We start from the raw sequence: 19672 nt of genomic DNA, 5'->3' as shown, positions 1-19672 counted from the left end.
CCCCTGATTTACTGAATCAGGTCTATCGTCATTTCAATTCGCTCGAGAGGATTATCCTTCAGATCGCGGGGCTGGCTCACGATCGTATCGATGACATCAAGACCTTTCACCACCTCGCCAAACACGGTGTACTGGCCATCCAAATGGGGAGCCTTATCCGCCATGATGAAAAACTGCGATCCCGCGCTATTGGGATCTGCCGTGCGGGCTGCGGAAAGAATGCCTTTTTCGTGAATAATCCGATTAAATTCTGCTGGAACCGTATAGCCAGGGCCCCCGGTTCCGTATCGGCTTCGATTGGCTGGATCTTTGGTCAAAGGATCTCCACCTTGAATCATAAATCCAGGAATGACCCGATGAAAAATGGTTCCATTATAAAACCCTGACTTAGCTAATTTGAGAAAACTTTCAACATGCTTGGGAGCTAAGTCCGGAAATAACACGGCTTCCATTTCTCCAAACTTCGTTTTAATCAGAACGTGAGGTGCCTTGGTCTCAGTCTTCGATGGTTCTTCCGCTGCCGCCTCGTTTGGGACAGGAGAACCACCGGCAGTGACAATGGTGAACAGTCCGATCACCATCATGAGCTGACGTAGACCGCTGGCTAAAGTCCGTGGCTGCAACACACCCCTCATAATTCCTCCTCCATGGCTAATCTGTTGATTTCTTGATTAAATGATCGGGCTCGTCTGAAACATCAAGCCCAGCCTGTTCCATCGCTTGCGCTGCCGCAGCTTGTTCGGCCTCTTTTTTCGTCCGACCCTCTCCCTGACCCATTATTTTTCCTTGGATTTCCACCGTGACAACAAATACCTTTTGATGATCCGGGCCGGATTCCCGAGCAAGTCGATACTGGGGACTTGCTCCAAATTGTTTATGCGTCCATTCTTGCAAACGGCTTTTCCCATCCCACCCCACTGAGGACACAGGATTATTCTGTAATGAAGAAAATTCCATGGTCAAAACTTTTTGAATAAAAGCTCTCGCGTCATCCAACCCCCCATCAAGATACACCGCCCCAATGATCGCTTCAAGGGCATTGGCTAACAGCGATATTTTTTCTCGGCCCTTGGTGGCTTCCTCCCCCCGACCCAATCGTAACCACTGCCCCAAATTGAGACGGCTCGCTGCTTTCGAAAGAGTGGATCGGCTAATTAATCCGGCTTTAATCTTGGAAAGTTCGCCCTCTGTAGAATCCGGGAACATCGCCGCAAGACTTTCGCTTACAACCAGTCCCAACACCGCATCTCCTAAAAATTCTAACCGCTCATTGTGGGGACTCACCGCCTGGGGTTGAGTTTGAGAAAATGAACGGTGGGTGAGCGCCTCACATAGCAGGGCTTGCTGCTTAAATTTATACTCCAACGATTCCTGAATGTTTTCAAAGGCAAGAGCAGCCACGAGATCTACAAAGAATTGGTAATGTTGACATGCATGATCGTTATTCTCTTATCTCTCTTGAGCAAAACGTTGTAGTATATCATATCGTTTCGGGGCGAGGTCGGGGCAACTGGCTCCAATGTCCTGAGAGGCACCCCTCTCGAAAGAATCTAATCAGAACGGGACCATGCTGCCTATTCGCCCTTCCATCGCCGGAATACCAAACAGGCATTAACCCCACCAAATCCAAAGGCATTGGATATGGCTACATCGACGGCACAGGATCTGGCATGAATAGGAATATAATCCAAGTCGCATTCGGGATCTGGCGTCTCCAAATTGATCGTCGGAGGAATGATGCCATGATGCATAGCCAAAATAGAAAAGATCGCTTCAATTCCCCCGGCAGCCCCCAATAGATGACCGGTCATGGACTTGGTAGAACCCACAGGAATGGAATAGGCCCGGTCCCCAAAGACGTGTTTGATGACCTGCGTCTCAATCCGATCGGCGAACGTGGATGTGGCATGAGCATTAATATATCCCACAGATTCTTTGGCGATTCCCGCATCCTGAATCGCACGCTTCATACAGGTCACCGCACCGGCCCCATCATCCGGTGGAGCGGTAATATGAAAGGCATCGCTATTCATGGCATAGCCGATCACCTCGGCATAAATGCGCGCGCCTCGAGATTTGGCGTGCTCCAATTCCTCCAGGATCAACACACCGGCACCTTCGCCAATGACAAACCCGTCACGATCTTTATCAAAAGGCCGACTGGCCCGTTCCGGTTCCTCATTTCTCCGGGACAACGCCTTCGCTGCGGAAAATCCAGCAACCGCTGTAGGGCAAATGGTCGATTCCGCTCCTCCTACCAGCATTACATCGGCCTCTCCCCGCTGAATCAGTCGAAACCCGTCTCCAATACAATGATTCCCTGTGGCACAGGCCGTGACCGTACAGGCATTTGGACCCTTAGCACCAAAACGGATCGCCACCTGCCCGGAGGCCAAATTAATAATGACCATCGGAATAAAAAATGGGGAAACCCGGTCGGGGCCACGTTCCAGCAACACCTTATGATAATGTTCAATGGCCGGAAGACCGCCAATGCCTGCTCCAATATAGACCCCAACACGGTCCGCCTCATCCGGGTTCACGACAAGCTTGGCATCATCCACCGCCTCCTGACTGGCGGCAAGCGCAAAATGGATAAAGGTATCCATCTTTTTGATTTCTTTTTTCTCAATAAACGTCGAGGGATCAAAGTTCTTGACCTCCCCCGCAATCTGCACCGAATACTGACTGGCATCAAATCGGGTAATGGGTCCGATTCCGGACTGGCCTTTGCATAATTTGTCCCATGTGTTGGATACACCAATATCCAACGGCGTAACCAATCCCAATCCTGTCACAACCACTCGTCGTGGTCTCCATTCAGTCATTGAGGCACTCCGTAACTATCATGGCTGGAAAACCCAGATAATGAACCTGAGGCTTTACCTCCTCGAAGCCCGTAATCAACTATAGACGAACCGCAACTTCGCACAGTACTCGATGGCCTTCTCAGACTTTTTCCTTAATAAAATCGATGGCCGCCGAGACCGTTTGAATTTTTTCTGCATCTTCATCCGGAATTTCGATCTCAAACTCTTCTTCTAAGGCCATCACCAATTCCACCGTATCTAAGGAATCAGCTCCAAGATCTTCCACAAACTTGGCCTCAGGGACCACGTCATCTTCTTCAACACCTAATTGTTCCACAATAATTTTTTTGACACGCTCTTCAACTGCCATTGTTGGCTCCTCCTCCTTACAAAGTTTATCGAATGACACATCCTGTTGCGCATGGGCTAGGACGCCATATGCATCCCGCCATTCACATGTAACACATGCCCGGTAATATATCCGGCCTTCTCTGAACTCAGAAAACACACTGCATCGGCAACATCCGAAGGTTGCCCTAACCGCTTTAACGCAATTTGATTCAGTAATCCCTCTTTAATTTCTGGCGAAAGATGTTGTGTCATCGCGGTATCAATAAATCCCGGAGCCACGGCATTGACGGTAATATTTCGACTGGCATATTCCCGTGCAATTGTTTTGGTAAGACCAATCACACCCGCTTTTGACGCTGCATAGTTAGCCTGGCCCATGTTTCCGATCGCTCCGACAATAGAAGCAATATTGACAATACGACCACTTCGCTGCTTGCTCATGGAAGGCAGAACGGCCTTTGCACAGAAAAACGTGCCGGTCAAATTGACCTGGAGGACGGCAAGCCAATCCTCTTCTTTCATCCGCATCAGCAAGCCATCTCGCGTAATACCTGCGTTATTGACCAAGATATCCACTCGCCCCCATTCTTTGAGGACGCGTTCCATCATTCCCTTGGCCTGTTCCCATTCGCCAACATTGACTGACACCGCCAACGCTTTGCGACCCACTTGCTGGACAAGACCCACGGTTTCTTGACAACGTTCGGCATCAAGATCGGCCACTACCACATCTGCACCTTCCTTGGCCAAGGTGGTCGCAATCGCCTGCCCGATTCCTTGGGCACCACCCGTCACTACTGCAATTTTTTCCCTTAACAACATCTCAATTCCTTCTTGAAAATTCGATCCCTTGTGTCCTTAGGCGCAGTGAGACAGGACGTGAGCGTAGGATTCCTGATCCATCACATTCCATGTGGTAGCTTCTGGAACAATGCGCTTCACTAATCCCGTCAAAACTTTCCCTGGACCGATTTCCACAAAATCTGTGATGCCCATCAGCGCCATGGCCTGGATGGTTTCCTGCCACCGCACCGGAGAAGGTAATTGTCGAACAAGTGACTCACGAACCTCCTCCGCTGACAACAAGGCTTTCGCTTCCACATTATTCACCAACGGTACCTTTAAGGCAGACCACTTCAGAGAATCAATATCTTTTTTCAGCCTGTCAGCAGCAACCTGCATCAATGGAGTATGAACCGGGACACTGACCGGAAGCGGCATGACCCGCTTTGCTCCACGCGTCTTAGCCAATTCTGCTGCATGCTCCACTGCGGCTTTCTCTCCGGCAATGACTGTTTGGCCTGGAGAATTGAAATTGGCGGGAGCCACAATGCCCATAGATCCTGCTTCTTGACAGACACTTCGAACATCCTTTTCCGAAAGGCCTAAAATCGCGGCCACTAGCCCGCTTCCAGGAGTCACGGCCTCGGCCATATAACGCGCGCGCTTCTGCACCAGACTTACCGCTTCTCCAAAATTCAGCGCGCCAGCCGCCACTAAGGCGGTATATTCGCCCAAGCTATGACCGGCAACCGCAGCGGGAAGAAGGGGCCCATCACGGAGCAGTTGAAATGCGGCGAGACTGGTCACCAGCAATGCCGGCTGCGTATATTCGGTTCGATTGAGTTGTTCTGACGGCCCCTCAAAACACAATGCGTCAATATCATACCCCAAAATATCCGCGGCTTCCTTATAGAGGGCCTGAACCGCAGGACTCCTCTCAAAAAGAGTCTTGCCCATGCCAACAGACTGAGAGCCTTGCCCAGGAAACAGAAAACCAAAGACTGGCTTCATGCTTTTCGCTCACCCTCTAGAATGCCATGACTCAGGACAGTCCGCCTCATGGCTTCTCCCACTTCCTGAAACTAGTCAACAATAAACTCTCCACCATCAACACAAATCACATTTCCAGTGATCCAATGAGCTTTTGGATGACTTAACAGGCCTAACGCATCGGCGACATCTTGGGTCGTAGTCAGCCGGTTTGACGGATTTTTTCGTTTGGCTAAGGTCAGCATTTCATCAGAACCGGGTATTTTACGCAAAGCCGGCGTATCGGTGACACCTGCCATCAGCGAGTTGACGGTGATACCCAGAGGAGCCAGTTCCAGGGCTAATTGCCTCGTATGAGATTCCAGGGCCGACTTTGCAGCGGAAACCGCCCCATAGGTTCGCCAGACTCGTGCGCCTCCGGCGCTGGTCATGGAGAAGATGCGACTCCCTGTTCCTAAAAATTTTTGTGCCACTAAATCCTGTGTCCAATACACCAGACTATTAGCCATGACATCCAACGTCATATCCATCTGTGCTTTATTAATGGCCTCTGCATGGGATTCCGCAATATACGGCTTCAGGGTCCCAAAAGCTAACGAATGTAACAACACCCTGACACAGACTGGCTTCCCGGATTCTTCCCCCCGTTGCTTCAGTGCTTTCAGAATGTCGACGCGCCTTTCGGGATCGGCCGCATTGACATTAAAAAACAGGACCTCTCGGCCGAGTGAACGAATCTGCGAGGCAATGCGCTCCGCATTTGCTTGTGTTGATTTTCGATCAAGATGCACACCACAGATATTCAACCCTAAATTGGCCAGCTCCATAGCTGCCGCCTCTCCAAAACCACTAGAGACTCCTAGAATCAGCGCCCAATCATTTTCACCCCATGAGGTCGCTCCAGACATAATTCCCCTCTCTTTAAACCCACACAATCTTCTGGTTTGCTCTTGTTGGAAGCCTCAGATTCTTCCTCTGCTTTTATTGGCAATGATCTCATTCAGGAAGGAGAAATCCGCCGGCAGGCACATTACCAACGAACGACCGCTGAAGCCCAGGTAAGACCTGCACCAAATGCAGCCAACAGTGCTACACTCCCTTTATGAATTCTTCCCTCCCGAACAGCTTGATCGAGCGCCAACGGAATCGATGCTGCAGAGGTATTACCAAATCGATCTAAATTTATCATCAATTTTTCTCGAGCCAACCCCAATCGCTGGCCCACGGCATTCAATATCCGCATATTGGCCTGATGAGGAATGAACAGATCGATATCGTCCATTGCTAATTTATTGGCCTCTAAGGCCTCTTTGGTGGCCTCTTCCATTGATTTAACGGCAATTTTAAAAGTTTCATTGCCCTTCATTTTTATAAAACACCGTTTTTCTTGAAGAACCTCTTTGGATGCCGGTTCCCGCGATCCGCCTCCAGGCACCTGAATCATATCAGAGAGTCCGCCATTGGCATGCAAATGGGTGGACAGGATCCCGGAACCTTCAGTGCCTTGTCCTACCACCACCGCCCCAGCCCCGTCGCCGAATAAGACGCACGTATTGCGATCGGTCCAATCGGTTATCGCCGACATGACTTCGGAGCCAATGACCAATACGTGCCGCATACCAGTTTTCACATAGGCATCTGCAATAGCCAACGCATAAATAAACCCACAACAGGCGGCGGCAATATCACACGCCGCGGCCCGATTTGCTCCTAACCGATGTTGGATAAGACAGGCAGTGGAAGGAAGAGGAGAATCACCTGTACAGGTGGCTAAAAGGATCAGGTCGATCTCCGATGGGGCCACATCAGCAGCGATTAATGCGCGCTGAGCCGCCTCAACAGCTAAGTCTGAACAGGCCTGCCCTGGGTCAACCACTCGACGCTCTCTGATACCTGTCCGTTCAATTATCCAGGTATCCGAGGTCTCAACCATGCGCTCTAAATCTGCATTGGTCAAGACTCGCTTGGGAACATAAGCCCCTGTCCCTAAAATCAGACTATTCATACATGAAACACCGCGTTGAATTCACATGCACCCTTGGGCAATGTCACCTCGAATTTCCCCAATCAAGCCACCTTCCGCCAAAGCCTGGGCTCGAAGAATCGCATTCTTGATCGCCTTCGAGGAGGAACGACCATGACAAATCATACTGATGCCTTCAACCCCTAACAGTGGAGCTCCGCCGAATTCGGCATAATCGGTTTTTCGCCGTAACCGCAGAAGGGGTCCGGCCACAAATAGATAGGAAAGCCGACCCAGAGCTGACTGGGCAATTTCCTTCATCAGCATTTTTTTAATCGCATCCGCCAACCCTTCAGAAATTTTCAAGGCCACATTTCCAATAAATCCATCGGTCACAATGACATCGGCATTCCCACTATACACATCTCGCCCTTCAACATTACCAATGAAATTAATAGGGCTATCCTTCAATAATTTAAAGGTTTCTTTCGTGACCTCATTCCCCTTGGTATCTTCTTCCCCAATACTCAATAGACCTACCCTTGGACGATCAGTTCCCAGGAGATGCCTACCATATTCATGCCCCATTATCCCAAACTGGAAAAGTTGGCGAGCCGTACAATCAACAGTGGCGCCGACATCCAGCATGATTGCCTTTCCCTGGCGAGTCGGCAATGTCGCGGCGATTGCCGGTCGTTCTACCCCTTGAATCAATCCCAGAAGAAAAAATGCTGACACCATCGTCGCACCAGTATTTCCGGCACTCACCAATGCGTCAGCTTGCTTATTTTTAACTAATTCTGTGGCTTTCCATATAGAAGAATCTCGCTTTTTTCTGGCGATTAGCGCAGGAGATTCATGCATATCCACAACCTGTGGGGCATGAAAAATCTCAATGCCGGCTTTGGTGCCGCCGAGTTTGTCCAGATGAGATTGGAGAGACGGTTCGTCCCCGACCAGGATAATGGAGAGAGAGGATTCCCTTGTAGCCTGTATGGCTCCTTCGACATTGGGAGATAATCCATGATCCCCCCCCATCGCGTCCACGGCTATTTTCATGGGTTTGGTGTTAAAAGATGACGGACTCGAGAAGGAAAATACCGTTTATCCCTCTTCAACCGAAATAATGGCGATGCCCTTATAGGTTCCACAATTTAAACATGTGGTATGAGATGGCTTGAGCTCATGACATTGAGGACACGTAGACAAATTTGGCGGGGTGAGCTTGAGATGAGATCGCCGCTTATCTCTTCGGGCTTTAGAAATTTTGTGTTTAGGATTTGCCATAATAGTCCAACTTTTCAGTTAAGAGGTGACTGATGCCTTCACGATCCTCTTCGACCAGAAATAGAGGAGCGCTTTGATGGATTTGTTTTTGATATTGTTTGCTGAATTGGCAGTGGTGCTGAGCTTGTCACTGGAGTACAACACCCACATATGCCATCATTTAAATTGCTCCCACATACTTGGCACAACCCGAGGCAGTTTTCATTGCATAAAGCTTGTAGGGGAGTAGCAAGAATGACCTGCTCTCGAATAGCCGGAAGAAGGTCGATTTCATTTCCTGTAATAGGGTATACATCTTCCTCTGTCGCACTCTCATCGACGGATTTGTCACGCCCCTTTGTCCCTTTTCCTTTATCCCTGTGGGGCACAACCACATTGACTGCTTTCACGGCCTTTTTAAATTCCACCTCACACGATAGGGATAAATCTTCCTCAAATTGATCCAGGCAACGTACACATTCCCTGGCCATTCTTCCGGATATTTTCCCTTGAAAATGCGCTGACCGCTCCCCGGTCAGAAATAGATCTCCATGACAAATTAAGTTCCCAATAGGGTTTCCCTCATCATGGGAGAACAATAAATCCGAGGGCCTCACCTCATGATGAATTTGAAGCCCTGTGGGGGGAACATCAAGTAGATTGATGGTTATAGACATTTAACAACCACACCTTTCCACCTGCCCCGTCCCGAAGAATACTGGTGACTCAGTGTTCTTCTGCAAATGAAAGGATAGCCACATGCCTGGCACGCTTAATCGCTTGGGTTAATTTTCTTTGATGCCGCAGGCAATTTCCCGAGGTTCGACGAGGAATAATCCGTCCACGTTCCGTGAGAAAATTCCTCAATAAATTTGCATCCTTGTAATCCAATGGCGTCTTATCGAAGCAAAAGCGGCACACTCTTTTCCGCTGAAACAATCGTCCTTTTTCCACAGAAACCTCTCCTAGGCTAAAAATTAGGGCATGGGGTCTGGATAATACTCTTCCGGATCATAGCTAGACTCCTCACTCACTCCTGCCCCAGAGGTACCCGAGGAGGACTTTTTCGGCAAGAACGTTACTGTTTGAGCAACGACTTCATGTTTGCTTCTCTTCTGCCCGTCGTCCGTTTCCCACCGCCGTTGTTGTAGGCGACCATCAACGATGGCCCCGTCACCTTTATTGAGGTACTGACCACAATGTTCAGCCTGTCGTCCAAACACGACAATATCAACATAGCACACCTCTTCTTTTTGATCATCGGCCTGACGATACCGACGATTGACCGCTAATGGGAAATTAACCACAGGGGTGCCGCTGGGTGTATACCGAAGCTCGGGATCTCTAGTCAGATTTCCAATCAATATGACTTTATTGAATCCCACCATCTTCTGCTTCCTCCACACTTGCTTCACCTACCGCTACCAAATCACTTGGGTTCAGCCGCACCGTCATGAATTTCATCACCTGGTCTTCCATACGCTGAAAGCGCTCCAACTCAAAGACGACCGTAGGGGGCCCTTCAAATTGAACCGTAATATAGGTCCCCTTTCGCTCATGTTGAATATCGTAGGCCAGTTTCTTTTTCCCGCTATTATCCAACTTTAAAATATTCGCTCCAGCCTGACTCAGGACTTCCTTCATTTTTTCAATCACTCGCTCGTTTTCTGTTTCTGCTTGAACGGGACGAAGAATACACAGTGATTCATACAGTTTCATACGTAACCTTTCCCTCTGACAGTATTTTTCTAGTTTTCAGGCAGAGCAATCGTGTTGTATCACAAAAGGGGACACAAGCTACCATAGGGTAAATTGGAGTGTCAAACCTCTCTCAGGAATCGAACCTGCTATTTCAGAACCTAAAAACCTGCCATTGTTTTCAGTGAAATTGGGCTGTTTTTCTAAAAACAATCGGTAGACTGTCAAGTTTTGATCGATCAGACCCAAAACGGTACACAGGTCACTCTCCAAAAGAAAAGCACTTTATAATAAACAGTCCAAAATCCACTCACCCCTTCATCTAATCTTCATGTCCTACTGAATGCTAATTTCATGTCGGCGATATTACATCCGCCGCCATTCAAGACCTTTTGAAATACCAAGTTCATTTTCCTAATGCAAAGGAACTGGAAATGAAAGAGGCTGCCTCAGCTCGACCCAAGGGATTCTAACCGGATGGTTGATCCACTTTTGCCAGCAGAATGGTCAATACACGAATATTTACAAACCTGTCTCAGAGGACCGCACATGAAATCGATTCATCGCAATATCCGGACCTTCACAAATAAGACATTCCAATACATCAACGGCTTTCGGAAGAATTGAGACAACCTGCTCCCACTCTTCTGATAGAAATGGTGAAAGCACAAAATTTGCCAGGCTTTCGTTGTTCTGTGGGCGCCCTATGCCAACCTTAACCCTGGAGAATTCTTCCGTTTCCAGGCAGGACAAAACAGAACGCAGACCATTATGGCCACCAGCGCCACCTCTGGTTTTGATCTTGATCATTCCCAGAGACAGGTCCAAATCATCGTGGACCACAATAAGACCAAACGAGTTGGGAGACAACTTCTGAAGAACAGACCGAACCGCAACCCCAGCTTGGTTCATCCACGCAAGGGGAAGAAGAAGCAAAACCGGATGGCCCTTAACTTCACCTTGACCGAGAAACCCATTTTTCTGCTTGGACCATGTCACACTCCAACGATCAGCCGCCTGCTCAAGAACCATCCAGCCAAGGTTGTGTCGCGTGTATTTGTAGGACTCTCCTGGATTTCCAAGTCCCACCACCACATGCAAGGGCTACTTCTTGCCTTCCTTCGCTTTACTGTCTGATGCGGCCTTCGTTTTATCTGCCGCCGCCACAGCCCCTGCAGTGGCAGCCCCCTCTGCAGCTTTTTCTGCTGTGGCAACTGGAGCTACCCCTTCAGCCACCTCGCGAGACAAGAGGGACTCTAGCTTCGCTTCGGACATCTTCGTGGCAACATGGGCAACCATGAGATCCTCGTCATCCAAAATTTTGAGACCTGTCGGGACTGTAACTTCCTTTACATGCATACCATCACCAATCCCAAATCCTGACGCATCGATTTCAATATGATCCGGAATTTGAGCCGGCAAACACTCAATATGAAGTTCGCGCATCACCTGATGCAAAATTCCCCCCTCTTTCACGCCAACAGGGACTTCTCCGATAATCGTCAGGGGAACTTTAACGCGAATGGCTTTTTTCATCGAGACTTCAAAGAGGTCCACATGAAGAATCGCCCCGGTAATGGGATCAATTTGGTGGTCTTGAAGGACTGCAATCCGTTCTTGCCCCCCGGAAATCCGGACAGTCAGCAAACCAGTATGACCAACCTGAGAAATCACCAGATTACGGGCCGTCTTGTGGTCCATGGCCACAAATTCAGACTTCCCTCCACCGTAGAGAACTCCAGGAATTTTTCCTTGACGCCGTAGTTGCCGCGCCACGCCTTTTCCAGCCTGATCCCGTTTTTCAACTTCGAGTTCATATTTCATCGTCTTGACCTTTTCTAAATGAGAGTGAATGAACAGTTAGCTAATTTATACAAACAAGGATGTCACTGACTCTTCACGATGAATCCTCAAAATCGCCTCACCCAACAAAGGAGCAACGGTGAGAGTCTTCAATTTTGGACATTGCTGATCCTTCCCATTTAAGGGAATGGTGTTTGTTACCATTACCTCACGGAGACAAGACGATTGCAACCTCTCCAGTGCTGGACCAGACAGGACTGCATGGGTACTCCCAGCCCAGGCCGACAAGGCTCCGTTATCCATACAGGTTTGAGCTGTCTGGACAATTGTTCCCGCCGTATCAATCATGTCATCAAACAATAACGCATGCTTATCCTGAACATCACCAATAATATTCATCACTTCAGCCTGATTCGGCGATTCCCGCCGCTTATCGATAATCGCGAGAGAGGAATTCAGTCGTTTGGCAAATGCTCTCGCTCGCTCGACCCCTCCTGCATCAGGGGAAACAATGACCAAATCAGAGACATTTTGCTTTTTAATATAGTCCAACATCACAGGCATGGCATAAAGGTGATCAACAGGAATATTGAAGAATCCTTGAATCGGTCCGGCATGAAGATCCATGGTCAGAATACGATTCGCGCCGGCCGCGGTGATCAAATCCGCAATCAGTTTGGCACTAATGGGCACTCGGGGCTGATCTTTTCGATCCTGTCTCCCATATCCGTAATAAGGAATGACCGCCGTGATCCTGGAAGCTGATGATCGTTTGACCGCATCGATTAGGAGCAACAACTCCATAATTGAAGTATTCACCGGGTGGCAGCAGGATTGAATCAGAAAAACATCGCCTCCCCGCACATTCTCATCAATTCTAACCCTGATCTCCCCATCACTAAAGGTTGTAACCGTTGCCTGACTCAAATCCTGCCCAATATACTGAGCAATTTCTCTGGCCAACGCAAGGTTGGAGTTACCCGTGATCAATTTTAAATCTCTGAGCATGGTGGTAGTCTCAACTTGCCTAGGTGAACCTAAACCGTAGCAGATTTTCAGGAAAAAAAGCAGAGCAAAGGTAATTCTACGATTGGTGACTTGTCAACTCAAGTCACTGAATTTACACGTTGGAAACCTGAGAGGAGGAGCCAACGTGGAACGGGTCATGAGGTAAATCAGTCGAACCCATCGGGATATCAAAGATTCTCCAGCTCGTATCACGACGCAACCGGGTGGAAGCCTTCCGAGCTTCTTCCTGAGTGCGGAAAATCCCAAATACGGTGGCTCCACTACCTGATAATAGTGCGGCTTGAGCCCCAAAGGAAAGCAACGTGTCTTTAATGAATCCCAAAATCGGATAAAACGGAAACAACGGCGGTTCAAAATCATTTTCCATTATCCCGATCACTTCCTCCCAGGAAAGGCTCATTTCACGATCTATTCTCTTCGTAAATTCACCTAAAGGTCTGACGGCCTCCCGTTGGGAGGACAGCTGTTTATATGCCCATTTTGTCTGTATCGGAAAGCCGGGATTCACGAGAACGACCCACCGTTCGCCTTTGAGAGAACAGGCCTCCACCTCATGGCCCCACCCCCGGACCACTGCACAAGGGGCTTTAAAAAAAAATGGAATATCACTTCCAAGAGTTGCACCCGCCTCACACAAGTCAGATAAAGTCCAATCTAACCCTAGCAAGTGAGTAAGGCCATACAGAGTGGCAGCGGCATCACTACTTCCACCTCCCAGACCAGCCGACAAGGGAATAACTTTGGTTAGCTCAATATCAACGCCTACATTCTTTTCAGAACGCTGAAGCACCAATTCAGCCGCCCGATACACCAAATTTCCCTTATCCAAGGGCAACGGAGCATCTCCACACGTTAAGACAAGACCATCCCGATCAGGGTTAAGCCTAATTCGGAGAAGATCAAAGACATCGACCGTATGCATGAGAGACCACACATTATGATACCCATTGGGCAATCGATCCAATACCCGAATCAACAGATTCACTTTGGCCGGTGCCCGCACGACGATTTCGGTCACAGACATATCACTCCCACTCATGACAAAAAACCTCCAGACTCACCCAATAACTGAACCGATAGAAAAAATGGGAAGATACATCGCCACAACGACAAGGGCAATCCCACACCCCACGACCAAGATAATAAAGGGCTCTAACACCGACGTTAACGTGGCTACCGTCCGATCGACCTCTTGCTCAAAAAGATCCGCAATTTTTTCCAGCATAACATCTATGGAACCGGTTGATTCTCCCACCTTAATCATTTGGGGAACCATCGGCGGAAAAACCTGGCCCGCTCTCAAAGTCTCAGAGAGAGATTGTCCATTTTGAATCGCTATGGCCGCCAGTTTAATGCTTTGCTCGAATATTTTATTACCAGTCACCGTTCCCGCCACACCCAAGGCCGACAGCAACGGAACCCCACGACGAACTAAAAACCCTAATGTTCTGGAAAAACGCACCGTTGCGGCTTTTTGGATCACGGACCCCAAAAGGGGAACCCCTAAAACCCACCCATCAATGGCCTGTCGACTTTTCGGATTTTTGAGAAACCAACGGATACCCATACCCAAACTTCCACAAAATCCCGCCAACAGAAAAAAGTGATCCCCAACCCCCTCAGCCACGTCAATCACCACTTGCGTCAACCAGGGAAGCGATTCGCCCATATCTTGGAATAAGCCAGAAAAAAGAGGGACCACCCAAATCAATAAAAAGACCAGGACAATCATCGCCACGGCCACGAGCAGAGCCGGATATGCTAATCCAGAGAAAATTTTCGCCCGCAACTGAGCCTGTTTATCAAGGTACACGGCCAGTTGGGTCAAACTTTCATCCAAGCGACCTGTCGTCTCTCCTACTTCCACCATACTCCGGTAAAATTCACTAAAGACAGTCGGGTTGCGTTTTAAAGCATGAGCGAGCAAGGTTCCGCCCTCTACATCCTCTTGAATATGCTTAACCACTTGTTGCAAGGTGGGGTTTTCAGCTTCGCTGGAGAGAATGTCCAGGCATTCCAAAAGAGGCACACCCGCACGAATCAACGTTGCCAGCTGATGGGTAAAGACCACCAATTCTTTACTGCTCACGCCTCTCCAGCTCCACCCGCGGCTCCAGCCGGTCAGCTGGCCACTGAAATTGAATACCCTTTCAACTTTTTCTTGCAGACCGGTTACCAAGACATCCTGCCTACGAAGAAGTTGCAAGGCCTCACTGGACGTAGCAGCCAAGACTTCCCCGTGAACCGTCTGTCCATCCAAATTTTTCGCACGATATTCAAATCTGGGCATTTCGAATTATTGCCCGCTTTCTCTGTGGGATATCAAGAAGGCTCTTAATGACATTTACATCCGAGGCCGCAACCTGGCCAGGGACATTGCTCCGGATCGCTCCCGACCCGTGCGCTCCAATAGCTTGGATAACTCATCAGGAAGAGTTGTGAGTCCCATAGCGAGTTCAGAGGATATCACTCCTTGTCCAGCCAAGTCGGCCAACGCTTGATTCATGGTCTGCATGCCATATTGAGCTTGTCCCGTTTGCATCATGGAATACATTTGATGGATCTTGTCTTCGCGAATCAGATTTCGAATTGCCGGAGAGGTAATCAGAATTTCCAAAGCCAGAACCCGGCCCCTTCCCTCTGAACGTGGCAAAAGTCTCTGTGCCAGAATGCCTTCCAGCACCATCGACAACTGGATACGAATTTCTTGTTGCTGGTGGGAAGGAAACACCGAGACCAATCGTGTCAGCGTGTGAATCGCAGAATTCGTGTGCAGAGTAGCCACCGTAAGATGTCCGGTTTCAGCCATGGTGAGAGCCGCCTGAATGGTCTCGAGATCTCGCAATTCGCCCAAAAACACCACATCGGGATCCTGCCGTAAAATACCTTTCAGGGCGGACTGGAATTCGCGGACATCGGATCCCACTTCCATTTGAGATACCAAACTTTTTTTGTGCGAGTGCAGAATCTCAATGGGGTCTTCTAATGAAATAATATGGGCAGACCGCGCTTCATTTATATGATCCAACATCGAGGCCAATGTCGTACTTTTCCCGCTACCGGTCGGCCCGGTTACCAAAATCAGCCCTTGGGGCTTCCTCATCAATTCCGCAATAATGGGCGGTAGCCCTAATTCTTCAAACGTCGGGATCTTCCCGGACACTGTTCGAATGGCCATGGCCAAGGATCCCTGTTGGGTATAGATATGGACCCGAAACCGCCCGATAGCAGGCACGCTGTAGGCTCCATCCCAGGCTCCGGTCTGCAGAACCTGATGATGCTGTGCTTCCGTCAATAGACTCGCGGTTAACTGAGACATGTCCTGGTTGGTCAATATCGGAGACTCCATCGGGCGTAAATGCCCGTCCACACGGAGGCGAGGCACACTGCCGGAAACCAGGTGCAAATCCGATCCGCCCTGCCGGCACAATTCACCTAGGAGTGCAGTCAATTCCATTGGGTATCCGGTCTTCTGACGTCCCTACACAAAAGCATCAGATCTCGTTTCGGCAAACACCTCACCAACAGTCGTCAATCCACCTTGAACCGCCGCCATCCCCGCTTGTCTAAGCGTGCGAAATCCTTCGCCTATCGCACAGGTTATCAAATCATTCGTCGATGCCCGTGCCAAAATTTTTTCATGTAGTCCTTCAAAAATAGGCAGGATCTCAAATAAGGCCATGCGTCCTTTAAATCCGGTCTGATGGCAGGACCCACACCCACGCCCTTTCATCGCATGAACCGCCCCGAGCGCATCATCATCAAAACCCAGCTCCCGCAGCTGACATTGAGATACCGGCTCCAGTTCCCGACAATGATCACAAATTTTCCGTACCAAGCGTTGGCCCACAATGAGCGAGACGGCGGAAGACACCAAAAATGGCTCAATGCTCATATCGATAAGCCGGGTAATCGCCCCTGGGGCATTCATGGTATGCAGGGTCGAAAGAACTCGATGGCCAGTCAGGGAAGCCTGAATCGCGATTTGCGCGGTATCCCGATCACGAATTTCCCCCACCATCATGACGTCAGGATCCTGCCGCAAAAAAGCACGCAACCCGGCGGCAAAATTCAATCCAATCTCTTCATGAATTTGCATCTGATTGATGCCCTGGATTTGGTATTCCACGGGATCTTCGACAGTGACAATATTCATCTGAGGAGTATTCAGAAATTGTAACGCGCTATAGAGGGTTGTCGTCTTTCCACTCCCCGTAGGCCCCGTCACAAGGATCATCCCATAGGGATTTTCCAGAGCCGTCGTCAACCGGTCCAAATCAGGCTGGTTAAGCCCGATATTGGTTAAATGTAACGCAAGCCCTGACTGATTCAAGAGACGCAGAACCGCTTTTTCGCCAAACAAGCAGGGCAGGATGGCCACTCGAATATCGACGTGGGGAAAGCCCTCTATCTTCATCCGTCCATCTTGAGGTAACCGACGCTCCGCAATATCTAGATCGGAAAGAATTTTCACCCTGGCGAGTAATGCCTGATGAAGGTCTTTAGGTAGATTTTGAATCGGGCACAAGACGCCATCCAACCGAAAGCGAACCCGGATCATGGTCTCCATCGGCTCAATATGAATATCACTCGCCTCCATTTCAATGGCCTGCTGCACGAGCCCATTCACAACCTCCACAGCTGAAGAATCTTTATCAATTTTCACATGATGTTTCAGTCGAGACATTTCTGCTTTGTCATGAAGCATTATAGATCTTTCTTGATTATGCAAACCGTTAGCAGAAGAACAGCCAACAGGCTTACCCACCGAATCGGGTAAAATCCGGTCGCCATTTCCCCAGTTTTTGAAAGTACCCTCCTCATCGTTTTTCATAGATTCTGTAGTTGAAGAAGATCCATCTGGGCCCTGGCCATACAGGTGGGAGATCGCCGTCCGTAAATCCGATTCGGTAGCTACCATGGGGATGATGTGCAACCCTGTCCGGAATCGCAAATCATCTAACAATGACAGATTCGTGGGGTCGGCCATAGCCAGACTCAGTCGTGAAGTGGTTTTCCGCACCGGCAAAACGAGGTGCCGACTAACAACGTCATAAGGAACTAACCCCCGAAGACTTCCGTCAATTGAGCACGTAGACAATTCTACGGTGGCAACTCCATAGTGCTGGCTGAGAAACTCCAATAAGGTGGATTCAGAAAGAACCCCCATCCGAACCAGAATGCTCCCGAGGCGCCCTCCTTCTCCCTGTTGAATATCAAGCGCTTGAGACAAATCATCTGAAGAGATCACTTTCGCATCCACTAATTGTAGGCCCACCCGCTCTCGATTCAACTGCATCCTCCTGTTTACCCTTATTTCTTGCCTGACGAATTGAGCCGTTGAATTCCCCGGAATAGATAATGCACTCCAGAACCGGTTGTCAGAATAACCATTACCGAGAGAAAGGGAATGATGCTTTCGGAAGGAACACGCCCGGTTGCAAAGAGTATCACTATGATGACATAGCAAATTTGGGCAAAAGTGGTACCCTTTCCCAACCAGGTGGGAGTAATATCAATATCGATTTCCGTCAAATTAGCCAAAATGGTCCCTGTGAGGAGAATGGCGTCACGACTCACCACAAGAATCACTGCCCAGATCGGAATAAAATGGAGAACCGATAAGGTCACGATGGCCGACATGAGGAGTAATTTGTCAGCCAGAGGATCGAGATACTCGCCAAGGCGAGTGCGCTGATCGGTGATACGGGCAATGGCCCCATCCAGGCCATCGGTCACCGCCGCGACTAATAATGTCACGAGGGCATAATCATAGTATTCGTAGAGCAAAAACCCAACGAAGACCGGAACAAGGAGAATTCGGAGGACTGTGAGGCTGTTGGGAAGGTTGATTGGAATGTCGGCACCCGATAACTTGCGGACCATTTCGCCACAACCCCTTTCCCACAAACGTATTTTTCCTAAGCGTAGGGAAGGTTACGTTGGGATTCTGAGGGAAGTCAACCACGCTTGCGACCCCCATCGAGGCGGCCTATAATCGATTTTGACAATAAGAAAAAAACCGCTACCCATCGTTAAGCCGGAGCCAGAGCACATGACATCGCTTCCCTTATCCTTTCGAGTCAGAAATGCCGTCGTGGAAAAGCATCAATTAGAGGGCATGGACCCTAGTGACCGATATTTCAATCGAATGATCCCTATTAAACGGGTGGAACGCGGATACTCGGGAACGGTCATGTACGAAGCACTAAATCTCCAGTCCCAGGTCTACCGAACCGTGCAGGAAAGCCTGAAGGACCTCATCGATCAACTTCGGGAATTAGGTTTTACCACCATGCGCACCCGCCTCAATTTTAAAGGCCAACAATACCTGGCGGAAAAAGAAACCTGGGTTGATTATCCGGAAGCCAAAGTTTTGGGCTCAAACTAAACCACATTATGAGGACCTTTCTATTTCAGAACCTCTTCTCTATCACCGACAATAGCTACCTGTTTCCTCATTCTTTGAGGAGTTGCCGCCACCGCAACCAGAACCACACGTCCTGACGAATCCCATAGGAATCTTCATGGAACGCTGGCTCCCCCAAGCGCTCCAGATACCGCTCCTCCACCCCCTAGCCATCCAATCTGCAAATAAGTCGGAATACCGGGCTGCCTGAAGCCTCCCCTACCAGCGCCTTCGCTAGGTCAAAGACTTTCGACGAATCATGCGTCTCCGCACACGGGTTGCCCCATGATCCCGCTCAGATGACGTTGCCCCCTCGCTCCCTGATCGTTCAACCGCTTAATCACTACAAAGGGCGGCTCCGCTCTTGTACCCCCTTGAGTCGGTTCTCCTACTATTCCGGGATGGCGGTATTCACGATATCGAGCCCCCGATAGGCGTACGTACGAAATCGGTCTTCTTTTTTACGAGTTGCACAGCTTCTCACCTAAAGTTGGGGGAAAAACGTTACCTTTTAATCTCAAGTGGCAAGATTCATCTCTCATATGTTCTTCCCTCAGCTTGGTTCTCCTC

The 19672-nt window shown here is 49.3% G+C and carries 23 protein-coding genes; 1 reads left to right on the top strand and 22 read right to left on the bottom strand.

Features of this window, described 5'->3' with window-relative positions; translation table 11 throughout:
* Positions 1-8 precede the first annotated feature (8 nt).
* From PQG83_RS17910 to PQG83_RS17810, 22 genes are all read right to left on the bottom strand, one after another.
* The gene (locus PQG83_RS17910) at positions 9-560 is read right to left on the bottom strand and encodes a peptidylprolyl isomerase (RefSeq protein WP_376753609.1); all 552 of its coding nucleotides are present in this window, start codon (positions 558-560) and stop codon (positions 9-11) included.
* 91 nt (positions 561-651) lie between these two features.
* Positions 652-1401, bottom strand: a complete 750-nt coding sequence (rnc, locus tag PQG83_RS17905; RefSeq protein WP_312744020.1) for a ribonuclease III — start codon at positions 1399-1401, stop codon at positions 652-654.
* A gap of 173 nt (positions 1402-1574) precedes the next feature.
* The gene (gene fabF / locus PQG83_RS17900) at positions 1575-2828 is read right to left on the bottom strand and encodes a beta-ketoacyl-ACP synthase II (RefSeq protein ID WP_312744018.1); all 1254 of its coding nucleotides are present in this window, start codon (positions 2826-2828) and stop codon (positions 1575-1577) included.
* Between the two features lie 121 nt (positions 2829-2949).
* Positions 2950-3180, bottom strand: a complete 231-nt coding sequence (gene acpP / locus PQG83_RS17895) for an acyl carrier protein (protein ID WP_312646215.1) — start codon at positions 3178-3180, stop codon at positions 2950-2952.
* Between the two features lie 56 nt (positions 3181-3236).
* Positions 3237-3983: a 3-oxoacyl-[acyl-carrier-protein] reductase gene (fabG, locus tag PQG83_RS17890; RefSeq protein ID WP_312744016.1), complete on the bottom strand. Its 747-nt coding sequence runs from the start codon at positions 3981-3983 to the stop codon at positions 3237-3239.
* A 36-nt stretch (positions 3984-4019) separates the two neighbouring features.
* The gene (fabD, locus tag PQG83_RS17885) at positions 4020-4955 is read right to left on the bottom strand and encodes an ACP S-malonyltransferase (RefSeq protein WP_312744015.1); all 936 of its coding nucleotides are present in this window, start codon (positions 4953-4955) and stop codon (positions 4020-4022) included.
* Positions 4956-5026: 71 nt separating this feature from the next.
* Positions 5027-5842: an SDR family oxidoreductase gene (locus tag PQG83_RS17880; RefSeq protein WP_312744013.1), complete on the bottom strand. Its 816-nt coding sequence runs from the start codon at positions 5840-5842 to the stop codon at positions 5027-5029.
* A gap of 122 nt (positions 5843-5964) precedes the next feature.
* Positions 5965-6939: a beta-ketoacyl-ACP synthase III gene (locus PQG83_RS17875; RefSeq protein WP_312744010.1), complete on the bottom strand. Its 975-nt coding sequence runs from the start codon at positions 6937-6939 to the stop codon at positions 5965-5967.
* A 21-nt stretch (positions 6940-6960) separates the two neighbouring features.
* Positions 6961-7956 carry a phosphate acyltransferase PlsX gene (gene plsX / locus PQG83_RS17870; protein ID WP_312744007.1) on the bottom strand — a complete coding sequence of 332 codons (996 nt, stop codon included), beginning with the start codon at positions 7954-7956 and terminating at the stop codon, positions 6961-6963.
* 45 nt (positions 7957-8001) lie between these two features.
* Positions 8002-8184: a 50S ribosomal protein L32 gene (gene rpmF, locus PQG83_RS17865; RefSeq protein ID WP_312744005.1), complete on the bottom strand. Its 183-nt coding sequence runs from the start codon at positions 8182-8184 to the stop codon at positions 8002-8004.
* A gap of 38 nt (positions 8185-8222) precedes the next feature.
* A complete protein-coding gene (locus tag PQG83_RS21080; protein WP_376753538.1) occupies positions 8223-8840 on the bottom strand; it encodes a YceD family protein in 618 nt (205 codons plus the stop codon).
* A 49-nt stretch (positions 8841-8889) separates the two neighbouring features.
* Positions 8890-9141, bottom strand: a complete 252-nt coding sequence (gene rpsR / locus PQG83_RS17860; protein WP_376753428.1) for a 30S ribosomal protein S18 — start codon at positions 9139-9141, stop codon at positions 8890-8892.
* Positions 9141-9551 (bottom strand): single-stranded DNA-binding protein, encoded by a 411-nt coding sequence (locus PQG83_RS17855; RefSeq protein ID WP_312744002.1) that lies wholly within the window; start codon positions 9549-9551, stop codon positions 9141-9143. Before PQG83_RS17855 ends, rpsR begins: the two co-directional genes overlap by 1 nt.
* Entirely contained in the window at positions 9535-9882 is a 348-nt protein-coding gene (gene rpsF, locus PQG83_RS17850) for a 30S ribosomal protein S6 (protein ID WP_312743999.1), read from the bottom strand. The genes PQG83_RS17855 and rpsF overlap by 17 nt, the downstream gene beginning before the upstream one ends.
* Before the next feature lie 501 nt (positions 9883-10383).
* Entirely contained in the window at positions 10384-10956 is a 573-nt protein-coding gene (gene pth / locus PQG83_RS17845; protein ID WP_312749143.1) for an aminoacyl-tRNA hydrolase, read from the bottom strand.
* Between the two features lie 9 nt (positions 10957-10965).
* The gene (locus PQG83_RS17840; protein ID WP_312743996.1) at positions 10966-11685 is read right to left on the bottom strand and encodes a 50S ribosomal protein L25; all 720 of its coding nucleotides are present in this window, start codon (positions 11683-11685) and stop codon (positions 10966-10968) included.
* Positions 11686-11730: 45 nt separating this feature from the next.
* The gene (locus PQG83_RS17835) at positions 11731-12672 is read right to left on the bottom strand and encodes a ribose-phosphate diphosphokinase (protein WP_312743993.1); all 942 of its coding nucleotides are present in this window, start codon (positions 12670-12672) and stop codon (positions 11731-11733) included.
* A 112-nt stretch (positions 12673-12784) separates the two neighbouring features.
* Positions 12785-13732, bottom strand: coding sequence for a 4-(cytidine 5'-diphospho)-2-C-methyl-D-erythritol kinase (gene ispE, locus PQG83_RS17830; RefSeq protein WP_312743991.1), 948 nt, complete (start codon positions 13730-13732; stop codon positions 12785-12787).
* An 18-nt stretch (positions 13733-13750) separates the two neighbouring features.
* Positions 13751-14983 carry a type II secretion system F family protein gene (locus tag PQG83_RS17825; protein ID WP_312743990.1) on the bottom strand — a complete coding sequence of 411 codons (1233 nt, stop codon included), beginning with the start codon at positions 14981-14983 and terminating at the stop codon, positions 13751-13753.
* 54 nt (positions 14984-15037) lie between these two features.
* Positions 15038-16150, bottom strand: a complete 1113-nt coding sequence (locus tag PQG83_RS17820) for a type IV pilus twitching motility protein PilT (protein ID WP_312743989.1) — start codon at positions 16148-16150, stop codon at positions 15038-15040.
* A 24-nt stretch (positions 16151-16174) separates the two neighbouring features.
* Positions 16175-17992 carry a GspE/PulE family protein gene (locus PQG83_RS17815; protein WP_312743987.1) on the bottom strand — a complete coding sequence of 606 codons (1818 nt, stop codon included), beginning with the start codon at positions 17990-17992 and terminating at the stop codon, positions 16175-16177.
* 14 nt (positions 17993-18006) lie between these two features.
* Positions 18007-18579, bottom strand: coding sequence for a CDP-alcohol phosphatidyltransferase family protein (locus PQG83_RS17810; RefSeq protein ID WP_312743985.1), 573 nt, complete (start codon positions 18577-18579; stop codon positions 18007-18009).
* 169 nt (positions 18580-18748) lie between these two features.
* Between PQG83_RS17810 and PQG83_RS17805 the strand changes: the two genes are divergently transcribed.
* Complete coding sequence (locus PQG83_RS17805; protein WP_312743983.1) at positions 18749-19084, top strand: hypothetical protein; 336 nt, start codon at positions 18749-18751, stop codon at positions 19082-19084.
* Positions 19085-19672: the final 588 nt, after the last annotated feature.

The organism is Candidatus Nitrospira neomarina (assembly GCF_032051675.1).
GTDB classification, from domain to species: Bacteria; Nitrospirota; Nitrospiria; order Nitrospirales; family UBA8639; genus Nitrospira_E; species Nitrospira_E neomarina.
The sequence above is the reverse complement of the archived record's forward strand: the minus strand, read 5'-3'. Positions and strand labels throughout refer to the sequence as shown.